The following is an 11,824-nucleotide window of genomic DNA, read 5'->3' on the forward strand; positions in this document are numbered from 1 at the left end:
AGGACGCCGGTGAGCCGTGCCACGCTGCTCCCGTGGACGTGATCGATGACGTGGAGCGTGGCGACTGGCTCGCCGGACGAGTGCACGGCCGGACGAGCGTGGGCTCCGTCGCGGGGCACGGTGCCGACGCCTACGTCCGGATCCTCCACCCCCGGGAGAGCGGGCACGTCGACGACCGTCGGGGGTGGGGCGTGCCGCCGTCCGACGACTGGACGGCTCGGCGCTGGTCCGACGTCGCAGCCGCCTCCGGGCGGACCATGCACTCCCTCGTCCAGTGGGGCCGCCTCCTCGACGACCAGGACCCGAACGCACCGGGGACGTCCCTCGGTTCCCTGGACCCCGTCGTCCTCGCGGCGCTCGTCCCCCTCCTCGCCAGTGCGACGAGCACGCCGGACGACGTCGTCGCCGGCTTCTGGACCGGGCACGGAGGGATCGAGCCCACCAGCCGGAGACAGCTCGACCTGCCGGGACGCGAGTACGTCCTGACCAGCACGACCCTCGACGAGCTCGCCGACCCCGACTGGGGGTTCTCCCTCGGACTCGGGTGGTTCTCCCACGTCAGGTCTCCGTCCCTCCAGCTGCTGTGGCCCGACGACCACGCCTGGGTCCTGGCGACCGAGATCGACTGGGACTCGACGATCGTCGGCGGCACTCGGGCTCTCGTCGACAGCATCGTCCTCGACGGCCGCTTCGAGGCGTTCGACGTCGGCCCCGACGACGACCTCTCCTGGGACGGGGACACCACCAACGGCCCGGGCGGCGAGGCGACCGCGTGACGGCGTCCTGACTGTTGCTCGGCACGGCCGAACTGGGCTCAGCCGTCGGCGTCGGTCGATCAGCGAGCGCGACCAGCTCGACGACTCACCAGGACCAGGACGAGAGCGCCGAGGCCCAGGACGACGGTGCCCGCTGCGACGATCCTGCCGACCAGCTGGGTGACGAGCACCGACTCGTACTGCTCCTTCGTCGTGACGATCTCCGTGCCCTCCGGCACGGACCAGAAGAAGACCGGGGCCAGCGCACCGGCACTGACCGTGCTGACCACGCAGACGACGAGGGCCACGACGGCCAGGCCGCAGAGGACGAACGTCCATCGGTCCACGAGCGATCGATCGGTCATGGGGTAACGGTAGCGGTGCCGGCGGGCCTTGCCGGTCGTCAGCGCGTCTCGACCGAGCGATTCCTGAAGCTCGGCACCCAGAGCCTTCGACGTGGCTACGAGATCAGGGACATCCAGGACCGGAGCAACGAGCCCCCATCGTGCAGCTCCTGGGTCACTACGGTGAGTCAGTGCTCTCAACTCTCCTGGTGCAGGTGCCGTGGCTCCCCGTCGCCGTCCTGCTCCTCGCAGTCCTGACCGGCCCGTTCATCGCGGCCGCGATCGTGCCGCGGCCGCGACTGCTCCGGGCTCTCTTCATCGCCTCCCTCGTGATCCTCGCCGGCCTGACCCTCTACCCGGAGGGCGGGGTCGACCGAGACGTGACCTGCACCGTCGGGCTTCCCTACTTCGGGCTCCGAGCCGTCGAGACGGTGGCGAACGTGCTGCTGTTCATCCCCCCGGTCCTGCTTGCGGGCCTGCTCGTCCGGCGCCCCGTCCTGGCCGTCATGGGCGGCACTGCCACGTCAGCACTCATCGAGCTCGTCCAGGCGATCGTCCCGGCCCTCGGACGCGCCTGCGACACCGGCGACTGGATCACGAACACCATCGGCGCCGTCCTCGGCGGACTCCTCGCCCTCGCTGCCCTGGGCCTCGACCGTCGAGTCACAGCAGCACCGTAGGCCGATCGGCTACCGGGCAGAGCTCGAGGCCACGGCCTGCCGGAAGTACGCGTCGGTCGTGGCCCGGACCTCATCGGGGTGCTTCACGGCGGGATCCGTCTCGAAGTGGCTGGCACGCTGCAGCTCCACCTCGACGAACCGCGCGAGCTGCGGTGGCGGAGCCTGCGTGCCCATCTCCCGTGTCCGAGCCTTCGTGGCGATCAGCGTGTCAGCCGCGAGACGGACGTCGTTCGACACCTCGGCCTCGGCGAGCAGCGTCGGCAGGTCCATCGGGGGAACGGTCTCGTTCGGGTGGACGTGCAGCCACCGCAACGCAGTCGTCGTCCGGAGGACGTAGAAGAAGCGCTTGAGGGTGGGCTTGCCCGCCTGCTGTTTGTGAGCGACGTGGAGGTAGTGCCGCCCGACGGCCGCCCGCTCGACGACGTCGTCGGCGAGGGCGAGGAGCTCGTCCCGGAAGGACTCGTCGCCCGTGTAGACGATGGGCGAGCGCAGCCACTCGATCACGACGGCGTTGCCCTTGACGAGGAGGCGAACGGCTTTGGCGAGGTCCCACCCGTTCACGTCGAGGACGCTGTCGAGGGGAGTCTCGATGACGTCTCGCCACGGCCACAGCGACAGGTAGGCCTCCGGCGCGCGAACGTAGATGAACCGGCAGTCGTAGTCGCTGTCCGGCGACGGGAAACCCCACGCTCGACTGCCGCTCTCGATCGCCCAGGGCACACGGACGTCGTGTTCAGCTGCGACGCCCGCCAGACGACTGTCGATCTGTGTCACGACCGACGGATCGAGGCCCCCCGGGACTGCGCGCATGTCCAGACTCTACCCAGCCACTCGATGCGCCCAGACGAGACACCCGGTCAGTCCCGTCGTCGATCCTTCAGCGGGACGGTTGTGCCCTTCTCTCCCCGCAGCGACTCAGCGCAAGCCTCCTCTTCCTCCTCGTCACGGCCTCCCCGGCATGGCAGGGTCACGATCATGCAGATCACCGACGATGTGGAACGCGCGTCCTGGCTGGGGCGACGGATGTACCGGCAGGGCGGCTGGGCCCGGGTCGGCTCGATCGCCGGGTACGACTTCGAGGCCTACGCGCGCATCCTGCATCCGCGCCCCACCGGTAACGGCGCCTGGGAACACCGCCGCTGGGCCGATGTCGCGGCCACCGCCGGGAAGGTGATGCACCCCCTCGTGCAGTGGGAGCGACTCCTCGACCACGACGAGCCACAGGGAGGAACGAGCGACGTCGGGCGCCTCGACCCCCAGGTGCTCGCTGCCCTGGCACCACTGCTCGGCGACGCGACCACGACACCCGACGACGCCCTCGCGGCGTACTGGGTCGGCGGCAGCGGCCAAGACCTCATCGGCCACTCTGCGACCATCGATCGATACGACTACGTGCTCGCCCGGACCACCACCACGGAACTCGCCGAGCCAGGCTGGGGCGTCGACATCGGCTTCCGGACGGACGAGTCACCCCAGCTGCTCTGGCCCGAGGACCACGCCTGGGTGCTCGCCACCGAGATCGACTGGGACTCCACGATCGTCGCCGGCTCACAGGCGTTCGTCCACGCGATCCTCACCGACGGCCGCTTCGAGGCCTTCCCCGTCGACGAGGACTCCGACCTCTCCTGGGACGGCGACACGATCAATCGATCCACGACCTGACAGCTTGGAGAGCGATCCCCTCCCGGGACGTGATCACTCTGCTGCGTTGAGCTCGGCGCACCTGCCCGCGTGTCGGGCCGCCAGGACGTAGCCGCCGAGAGGCACCGGCCCCTCGGGCTTGGTCCCGTCCCCAGGAAGGACACCGGCTGAGCGACGGGCCGCGGCCACCGCACGGTCTCGGTCGACACGCAACGCACGGCCCTCGGGCGAACGGACCGGCATCAGGTCGGTGAGGCGGTACACGGCACGTTCATGCTCGACCTCGAGTCCGGACCGTGCCGCGGCGACCCGAGCCGTCGCACCCCCGGTCACCGCGAAGCGGCGCCGGTCTGCCCTCACCCACACGGCGAGCGCCACACCAGCGAGCACGAGGAGCAGCAACGACCACGCCCCGAGCCACGGCGCGACACGCTCGTTGACGGCCGTCGACTCGTCGAACACCGCGAGGACCGCTGACGGCATCGAGAACACAGCGGTCATTCCGAGGAGGTGCGGCGGCCGAGCCCCACCCGCGCACACGACCCCGACAACAGCGGCGAGCAAAGCCACCGCGGCCCACACGACAGCGACGACGTCGAGCCGATCCGGCACGGCAGCCGTGATGTTGGACACCGGGACACCCCGCGGAGCGAACCTCCCACCGGCCAGATTCTGGAGCACCACGACCGAGGCGATGAAGGAAAGGGCACCGGGAAGCCCCCGGACGCTCATGCGGTGCCTGGGACGCACCTCGCTGGCTCTCGTCACGTCCCCCGATCTGCGTCGCTGATCAACGAGGCGCGACGCTGAGGTCTCGTACTCAGCGAGCACTCCCCCGACGCGACGAAGGAGCTCAGGATGCTTCTCGAGAACGAGCCGTTCCGCATCCGCCGAGGCGCTGAGCACGCCGGCAGTCCTCGATCTCCGAGGCGGCGGCGACTCCACGGGCACGGTCATGCGCCCATCATCCGGCAACACCGCCGAGACTCACGACGTCGCCGCCGGTCCTTCGCCCAGCCTCGCGGCAGAGGATCGCATATCGGGCCGCGGACGTGTCAGGCGGCTCGGCGTCTCGGCCCAGGGCCGTCACTGAGCCCAGGAAGTTCGGAGGCGTCTCGTCGTCGACGAAGGAGACGGGGAACGCGTCGGAGACGGGCAGTGATCCGCTGACACGTGTGTCCGTGCGGAACCACACGGTCGGGACCTGCCGCTCACCGTCCTCGACCTCGCGAAGCGCCTCAGCCACCAGAGACGGCCACTTCGTTTCCTGGTCCGCCGAGACCGCCAGGGTCTGGCCGGCGATCATCATCACCCTCACCCCTCCATCCTGCTCTCGGCGCCGACCCCGGCCGATCCCGGTTGAAGAGACGCCCCTCAGGGTGTGGACTTCGATCAGAACTGCGCGGAGAAACCGCCATCGGCACGCAGGAGCTGCCCGCTGATCCAACGTCCTTCGTCCGACAGCAGGAACGCGGTGATGCCGGCGATGTCGCGGGGTGTCCCTGGCCGTCCCAATGGGTGGCACGCCGTCATCGCGTCCCGTGCTTCGTCATCCATCCATCCCGTGTCGATCGGTCCAGGATTCACGACGTTCGCAGAGATGCCCCTCGGGCCGAGCTCGCGGGCGGCAGAGATGACGATGCGGTCGAGAGCGCCCTTGGAGGCGCCGTAGGCCAGGTTGCCGGTGGTGTGGTCGCTCGTGAACGCGACGACAGCTCCACCGCCGGCGTCGACGTGACGGGCGAACGCCGCGATCAGGAGCAGCGATGCGCGGGCGTTGACCGCGACGTGCTGGTCGAAGGCCTCCGCGGTGGTGTCCAGCACGCCGGACTCGACGCCGTGCGCATGGCTGAGAACGAGTCCGCCGATCGTTCCGCGCTCGCTCGTAACTTGCTCTATGAGAGCGATCGGGGCGGTCGGGCTCGAGAGGTCGCAGGGGTAATCACCCGTGTCGAGGTCGCTGGTGACGACCTCCCACCCATCGGCTTCGAGCCGAGGGACGATGCCCGCAGCGATGCTGTTCGAACGCGCGGCTCCGGTGACGAGAGCAAGAGGCATGCCCCGACCCTAGGGCAGCGGTCGATTCGTTGAGCAAAAGCCAGTCTGGATAGGACCCTCGACTCGCGTAGGCGTGTCCGACAGATGATCGGTCACCGATCAACGGTGGAGGCCAGCCACCTTCCCGCAGCTACGGGGCGCCAGCTGTCCCGATGGGTCAGTCCGAAACTGATCTCGGTGAACGATCCCCTATCGGGCGCTCCAAGCACGCGCTTCTACAGGGCTGAACGTCGGCGCATGCTCGTGGTTGCATCAGGTTCGCGACCGCTTCGTGCAGCCGCATCAGTCGGCGGCCGCCGACTCCCTTTTCCGTTTCGACGAACGAGTGAGCAGGAGAAAGCATCATGAGCAACACCGTCATCCATGACTTGGTTTCCGAGATGCTGAGTCAGCTTCCGTCCGGTGGAGGCATCGTGGCTGTGGATGGCGATGCTGGCGAGCATCTCTCGGACATGGGCAGTCAGTTAGCTCGGGAGATCAGCGCGAGAGGCCTCACGTCGTCGGTCCGATCATTCACGGGCGCAGACTTCGAGTCTTCACCCGCCGGCACGGACGTGCTGTTGGTCGTCGGCGAAGGCGCGTTGCAGCCTGGCGTCCGGACGCGGTGGAACTGGACTCTGTGGGTCGAAGCCTCCGGGGTGCGTGATCCGGCGAGCAACGACCGCAGTGCGGTGGCGTTCGAGAGCTACCGGTCGCGTGACGAGCCCAAGGGCGCCGCCTCGGCCATCGTCGACGTCAGTGACCCCGAGGCCTATCGCCATGACTGGAACGACGCCTGTTCGATCTGAGCCACTCCCCCACGCACCCTCGTCGTCCGCGGTCAGGGCAGGGGACGGGGAGGCGCGAGGAGCGTTCCGCGTATGACGCTGCCGTGGAAGGTGCGCACGGCGACCGTGACCCAGGCCCCGACGAGCCCGATGTAGAACACGACCGCCAGTACCTGCAGCGCGACGAGTCCCGTGTGCAGGGCCAGACCGTTCAGGCCTGTCACGCAGGTGCCGACGGGGAAGGTGAACGACCACCAGGTGAGTGAGAACGGGAGCCCCTGGCGGATGGTGCGGCGGGTGATGGCCGATGCCAGTGCCGCCCACATCAGGGCGAATCCCAGAGTGGGCACACCGTAGACGAGCCCGAAGACGAACAGGGCGTGCGAGGTTCCCTGGTCGACGGCGAGGTGGGCGTTGCCACCGAGCAGGTTGGCCGCGGTGATCGACTGCCCCAGGGGACCGAGGACGATCCAGAGGGTCGGGACCATGCCGGCCGGGCCGATCTTGTGCTGGGCCAGGCGTGACCAGATCAGCGTGATGATCACGATCGACGCCAGCAACGACAACCCGAACATCGCGTAGCACCCCCAGAGCATGTTCTGCCTGGCCTGCCCCGCGGGCAGGAAGGGCAGCAGCAGCGCACCGGTCGAGGCAGACACCATCGGGGGAACCACGGGCATGAGCCAGCCGCCGAACGCACTGTCGGGGGCCGTGTCGTGCCGGGTGAACGTCAGGTACGGGACCGCGATCGCGCTGACGAGGCCGAGCACCGTACCGATGGTCCACAACACCCAGTCGATGCCGACCGCCAGGGGCGTACCGAGGACGTCTCTGCCCAAGAGCAGGGTGCCCGCGCCGACGGTCAGCAGCGCCATGGGCGGTGCCCCGTAGAAGTGCGCCATCACCGGATTGAGTCGATGCCCCCGCGCGGTGGCTCGGTAACGCACCCAGTGCATGACGGTCGCCGTGCTGAGAGCGACCAACAACACGCTGGCCAGTGCCCAGACGATGGTCGCGGCAGGGCGCAGCCCCGGGAACTGCAACGGCAGGGTCGCCGCGGCGTTGGCGACGATGCCGGTCCCCATGATCGACGCGAACCAGTTCGGGGTCAGGTTCGACACGATCTGCCCGCGGTGCTCGAGCTGGCGGAACAGACCGTGCGTGCGGGGAGGGGCGACAGTCGGTGTGATCGCGGCAGGCATGCCTCGATCTTCGTACGTGCGTCCGGCTGCCGATACGGGCGGATGCTTGTGGTGTCACAATCGATCCTTGTGACCGGACTCCCTGTTGATCTCGAGACGCTCCGACTGCTGGAGGCGATCTCGAGATCGGGCAGTCTGGGCCGGGCCGCGACATCGGTGGGCATCAGCCAGCAGGCGGCGTCGTCTCGCATCACGGGCGCCGAGCGGCGGCTGGGTCGTACGTTGCTCGTCCGCTCTCGGGCGGGCTCGGCGCTGACCGAGCACGGACTCCTGGTGTGCGAGTGGGGCCGACCCCTGCTCGAGGCGGCGACCACCTTCGAACGATCGCTGCACACCCTGATGACCGGCGCCTCCGACGCTCTCCTCGTCGCGGCGAGTCAGACGGTGTCAGAGGCGCTGATGCCACGCTGGATGACAGCGGCAGCGGATCGTGTCCGGGTACGCCTGGAATCGGGCAACAGCGACTGGGTCGTCGACGAGGTCCGTTCGGGGCGCGCGCACCTCGGGTTCACGGAGACCCCTGATGAGGCCGACGGGCTCGCCACGACCGTCCTGGGTGTCGACGAACTGCTCGTCGTCGTCTCGCCGAGGCACGCATGGGCATCGAAGTCCGAACCCGTGACGGCAGCGGATCTCGCATCCACACCGCTCGTGTCTCGGGAGTCGGGCTCGGGCACCCGCCGGACCCTCGAGCTCGCCCTGGGGATCGACCCTGCCCTGATGGCAGAACCCGCTGCGCAGTTGTCGTCGACGGGCGCCATCCGGGCGGCCATCGCCGGCGGTGTGGGTCCGGGAGTCATCAGCTCGTTGCTGGTCGAGGACGACCTCCGTGCCGGGCGCCTCGTCACCGTCCCGGCAGCCGTCGACCTGAGGCGCCCGTTCCGCGCCGTGTGGTCGGCCGGTCTGAGCGCCGGGGCGCAGGATCTCCTGGCCGTGATCGCCGCGTCGCAGCACAGCCCCGACTCCTCGCCGAGATGATCAGAGAAGCGAAGCGTGCCGTAGGGCCGTGACGGCCCGCAGGTGCTTCTCGCCGGCGCGGGTGGCGTTCGCCGGCGACAGATGGGGTGCCGCGAGCACGGGCACGACCCTCGCACGCGGTTCCAGGGTGAAGTACCTCATCACGCCCGTCAGGGCCGGAGTGCCGAAGGTCACGATCGCCCGCAGCTGCGGCAGAGAAACGAGCAGCTGAGCCAGGGCAGGGCGTGCCTCGTCGAGATCGGTGACGGTCGGCGCCCGACCAAGGGCCCACGGGACGATGTTCCATCGCAGGTAGACGTTCCTGCCCAGACCCGACTCGATCCGTGCTCGCCTGAACGCAGACGCCGTCGGCCCCGGGTTGTCCTCACTGCTGATCGCGTCCTCGCCCTGCTTGATCGTGGCAGGACCGGGTGATTCCATCAGCACGAGAACTGTCGCCGCTGCTCCTCCACCTGATGGGTCGAAGCCCGGCACGAAGCGCGCACGTCCTGGTCCGGAGCTCCGCCATTCCGATACGAGCTGATCGAGGCCCCTGGGCTGCTGCATCCCTAGACGCTACGACGTTAGGGACCGTTTCCGCCCACGCTCACCGACGACACGGAACGACCACGACGGCGTCCTCTCCGAGTGCGCTCGCCCCACAGCAAGTGATCCAGTGGGGGATCCCCTAGTGGGCAGGCTGCGGAAGCGGGTTAGCATCGCCCCTTGCCCGCAGATGGGCAGGGAACAGCCGACACCGTTATCGCCTCAACAGACCACCGTCTGAGTAAGGCTGAGGGGCGCATAAGCTCAACGCATGTCGGGGACCGATCCAATTCTTCTTGCTCTCGTTGCAGGGGCTGTGATCGGTCTCCTCCTCGGCGTGGTGGGGCTTGTGAAGACCGTCCGTCACCATGGATGGGGCAAGCAGACGTGGGCACCTCCCGCGAAGCCTTGGCTCGGCGCAAGTGCAGTCGTGCTCATCATGACCTTGGGCTGCGGCGTCCTCTGGGCTGCGTCGAGCTAGCTCATCGAGGTTGCTCTGTCACCCACGGTGCGAGTACCGACTGTGGCGTCCAGTTGTCGATCCCCTACTGAGACGATGCGTACAGCATCTCTGCGTGCTCTCGCGGCATGAACTCCTGGGCGAAGTCGCGTTCATTCGGAGCCCAGACGTCGGTCCACAACGCCTCGTGGCGTCGGCCTAGTTCCCTGTCGCGGGCCATGCCGCGGCTGACGGCGACGTCGAGCTCGACATCGCACCAGACCGTGACGTCGAGGGAAGGCAGGGCCTCAGGGTGGAAAAGGCCGATGAGATCGACGACGAGGATCTCGGCGCGAGGAACCGGCTCCGGAGCGCCGAGGGCCCCTACCGCCCAGTCATACCGTCGGAACTCGCCCTGCAGCTCGCCGCGGAAGGGCTCCAAGACACTCGAAACAAGACGTTGCCGATCCACTCCGTCCCAGTCTGCAGAGCGAAGGTGAGAGCGTGCGGGATCGAGAAAGTCGTCACCGCGCATCCTCACTGCGCCAGGCAGAGCCTCGACCATCCGGCGCGCAAGCGTGGACTTCCCCGACCCGCAGAAGCCCGAGATACCGACCACAACCGGGCGGCCTGCCGACCGGGCCCTAAGCGCGACATGCTCGACAACTTCGCCCTGATCCATGCAACGACCCTACGAGGTCGCCCCCGGTGGCCGATGGGCTAATGGACCAGTGTTGGGTCCTACAGGCCGTCGAACACGAAGCGTAGGAAGCGTTCAAAGAACCGCAGGACGGGCCGGACAAACCACCTCCACAGCCACAATGACGATCGAGGCCACCAGGCAGGAGCTCCACTGTTGGCGCGAGCCCGTCGCCACTCGTCTCGTTCAGCGCGTGTCCGCGGTGGCGCTGGACGGCGGCGGCCGTTCCTCAGCCGCTCTCGGCGGGGCGGTTCCGTTCTTCCGGGTGCCATCTAGGCCTGCTCTGCTCTTTGGATCGCTCGATAGACCGTCGACCGGGCAACGCCGAACAACTCGGCAATGTCGCTCGTGGTGTGCGCACCGGTGCGGTGCAGCTGCACGAGGTGCTTCTCCTGCGAGGCGGTGAGCTTGGGCTTGCGACCACGGAGCTTGCCGGCGGCCTTGGCGATCGCCATGCCCTCGCGGGTGCGGGCGCGGATGAGGTCGGCTTCGAACTCGGCGACCATGCCGAGGACGTTGAACAGGAGCCGACCGACGGGGTCGGTGGGGTCATAGACCGCTCCCCCGAGGTTCAGGGCGACGCCTTTTTTTGTCAGCTCGTCCGCAATGTCCGTCGCGTCGCGCAGCGACCGGGCAAGTCGATCAAGCTTGGTGACGACCAAGACGTCGCCGGCACGGCATGCCGCCAGCGCTTCCCGGAGGCCCGGGCGGGCTCGAGTTGTTCCCGACAGCCCGTGGTCCACATGCACGTGTTGATCGTCAACACCCAGTGCTGCAAGACCGTCACGTTGTGCTGCGAGATCTTGTCCCGAGGTCGACACACGCGCGTATCCGATGAGCATTCAAGGACTGTAGCGTTTGTACCCCCTTCACCGGGCATTTTTGCGGGACAGGCATACGCGAATCCGCAGGCCAGGCACCACTTGGCCTCAGCCGGCCGAACATGGTCGCGCAGAGTGTCCCGATGAACGACCGCTCACCGCACACCCCGGCACGCCCCGCCAGCCTGCGATCATGACGACGTGCCCCACTCCGTCCCCGCCGCCCACCACGGCGTCGACGTCTGGCTGATGCGCCTCGACGACACGGCGGCGGGGCTCGCCCGGGCGCACGGGCTGACGCTGCCCGCCGGCTCGTCCGCGTCCGCGTGGCTCGACGCCGACGAGCGGGCCCGGGCTGCCCGGCTGCACGACGCGACCGACCGGCACCGCTGGCTGCTCTCGCACGTCGCCACGCGCCTCCTCGTGGGCCTCGCGCTCGACCGCCACCCGGCCGACGTGACCTGGCGCCGCGAGCCCTGCCGGCGCTGCGGCGGGCCGCACGGGCGCCCCGTCGTCGTCGACAGCGACGACCTGCACGTCAGCCTCAGCCGCTCCGGCGACACCGCCCTGCTGGCACTCCGCTGGGGCCTCCCCGTCGGCGTCGACGTCGAGCAGGTGACGAGCGGCACCCCGCACGACGACCTGCACCGCTGGGTCCGGGCGGAGGCGGTGCTCAAGTCCTCCGGGGAGGGCCTGACCCGAGACCCCGCCGCGGTCGACGTGGGCGACCTGTCACGGGCGCGGTGGTCCGGCGAGGTCGAGGGGCTCGACCTCGGCCTCTCCGCAGCCGTCGGCACGGCCCCCGGCACCGGGGCCGACCCGCGCCTCCTCGCGGCCCTCGCGGGGCCCGCCCTGCACGGCTCGTCGCTCCGCGTTCACCTGCCGGTCACCGCGTCGACCTAGGTTCCGACCGA

The 11,824-nt window shown here is 68.9% G+C and carries 15 protein-coding genes; 6 read left to right on the forward strand and 9 right to left on the reverse strand.

From position 1 onward, the window contains the following. The first annotated feature begins 32 nt into the window (after positions 1-32). Positions 33-776 carry a hypothetical protein gene (locus F1C15_RS03925; protein ID WP_185233081.1) on the forward strand — a complete coding sequence of 248 codons (744 nt, stop codon included), beginning with the start codon at positions 33-35 and terminating at the stop codon, positions 774-776. A 59-nt stretch (positions 777-835) separates the two neighbouring features. On the opposite strand, the gene F1C15_RS03930 is transcribed toward F1C15_RS03925, so the two are convergent. Continuing rightward, positions 836-1,120, reverse strand: a complete 285-nt coding sequence (locus tag F1C15_RS03930; RefSeq protein WP_185233083.1) for a hypothetical protein — start codon at positions 1,118-1,120, stop codon at positions 836-838. A gap of 170 nt (positions 1,121-1,290) precedes the next feature. Here F1C15_RS03930 and F1C15_RS03935 point away from each other — a divergent pair, with 170 nt between their 5' ends. Beyond that, entirely contained in the window at positions 1,291-1,779 is a 489-nt protein-coding gene (locus F1C15_RS03935) for a VanZ family protein (protein ID WP_185233085.1), read from the forward strand. A gap of 9 nt (positions 1,780-1,788) precedes the next feature. Here the strand turns inward: F1C15_RS03935 and F1C15_RS03940 are convergent, their stop codons facing one another. Next, the gene (locus tag F1C15_RS03940) at positions 1,789-2,589 is read right to left on the reverse strand and encodes a nucleotidyltransferase domain-containing protein (protein WP_185233087.1); all 801 of its coding nucleotides are present in this window, start codon (positions 2,587-2,589) and stop codon (positions 1,789-1,791) included. A gap of 165 nt (positions 2,590-2,754) precedes the next feature. Between F1C15_RS03940 and F1C15_RS03945 the strand changes: the two genes are divergently transcribed. Next, positions 2,755-3,441, forward strand: coding sequence for a hypothetical protein (locus F1C15_RS03945; RefSeq protein WP_185233089.1), 687 nt, complete (start codon positions 2,755-2,757; stop codon positions 3,439-3,441). Between the two features lie 33 nt (positions 3,442-3,474). Here F1C15_RS03945 and F1C15_RS03950 read toward each other — a convergent pair whose 3' ends face one another. The 3 genes from F1C15_RS03950 to F1C15_RS03960 form a co-directional block, all read right to left on the reverse strand. After that, positions 3,475-4,377 (reverse strand): hypothetical protein, encoded by a 903-nt coding sequence (locus tag F1C15_RS03950; protein ID WP_185233091.1) that lies wholly within the window; start codon positions 4,375-4,377, stop codon positions 3,475-3,477. Positions 4,378-4,384: 7 nt separating this feature from the next. Continuing rightward, entirely contained in the window at positions 4,385-4,738 is a 354-nt protein-coding gene (locus tag F1C15_RS03955) for a hypothetical protein (protein WP_185233093.1), read from the reverse strand. A gap of 74 nt (positions 4,739-4,812) precedes the next feature. Further along, positions 4,813-5,478 carry an SDR family NAD(P)-dependent oxidoreductase gene (locus F1C15_RS03960; protein ID WP_185233095.1) on the reverse strand — a complete coding sequence of 222 codons (666 nt, stop codon included), beginning with the start codon at positions 5,476-5,478 and terminating at the stop codon, positions 4,813-4,815. 344 nt (positions 5,479-5,822) lie between these two features. On the opposite strand from F1C15_RS03960, the gene F1C15_RS03965 reads away from it, so the two are divergent. Beyond that, a complete protein-coding gene (locus F1C15_RS03965) occupies positions 5,823-6,266 on the forward strand; it encodes a hypothetical protein (RefSeq protein ID WP_185233096.1) in 444 nt (147 codons plus the stop codon). Positions 6,267-6,298: 32 nt separating this feature from the next. Here the strand turns inward: F1C15_RS03965 and F1C15_RS03970 are convergent, their stop codons facing one another. Beyond that, positions 6,299-7,447 carry a TDT family transporter gene (locus F1C15_RS03970; protein ID WP_043594582.1) on the reverse strand — a complete coding sequence of 383 codons (1,149 nt, stop codon included), beginning with the start codon at positions 7,445-7,447 and terminating at the stop codon, positions 6,299-6,301. 51 nt (positions 7,448-7,498) lie between these two features. Between F1C15_RS03970 and F1C15_RS03975 the strand changes: the two genes are divergently transcribed. Then, a complete protein-coding gene (locus tag F1C15_RS03975) occupies positions 7,499-8,425 on the forward strand; it encodes a LysR family transcriptional regulator (protein WP_167260826.1) in 927 nt (308 codons plus the stop codon). On the opposite strand, the gene F1C15_RS03980 is transcribed toward F1C15_RS03975, so the two are convergent. From F1C15_RS03980 to F1C15_RS03990, 3 genes are all read right to left on the reverse strand, one after another. Beyond that, positions 8,426-8,971: a uracil-DNA glycosylase gene (locus tag F1C15_RS03980; RefSeq protein ID WP_043594580.1), complete on the reverse strand. Its 546-nt coding sequence runs from the start codon at positions 8,969-8,971 to the stop codon at positions 8,426-8,428. Between the two features lie 524 nt (positions 8,972-9,495). After that, a complete protein-coding gene (locus tag F1C15_RS03985) occupies positions 9,496-10,071 on the reverse strand; it encodes a uridine kinase (RefSeq protein ID WP_185233098.1) in 576 nt (191 codons plus the stop codon). 290 nt (positions 10,072-10,361) lie between these two features. Beyond that, on the reverse strand, positions 10,362-10,931 hold the full coding sequence (locus F1C15_RS03990; protein ID WP_185233100.1) for a recombinase family protein: 570 nt from the start codon (positions 10,929-10,931) through the stop codon (positions 10,362-10,364). A 180-nt stretch (positions 10,932-11,111) separates the two neighbouring features. On the opposite strand from F1C15_RS03990, the gene F1C15_RS03995 reads away from it, so the two are divergent. After that, positions 11,112-11,813, forward strand: a complete 702-nt coding sequence (locus F1C15_RS03995; protein WP_185233102.1) for a 4'-phosphopantetheinyl transferase superfamily protein — start codon at positions 11,112-11,114, stop codon at positions 11,811-11,813. Positions 11,814-11,824: the final 11 nt, after the last annotated feature.

It is taken from the genome of Frigoribacterium sp. NBH87, assembly GCF_014217665.1.
In the GTDB taxonomy this organism is placed as follows: domain Bacteria; phylum Actinomycetota; class Actinomycetes; order Actinomycetales; family Microbacteriaceae; genus Frigoribacterium; species Frigoribacterium endophyticum.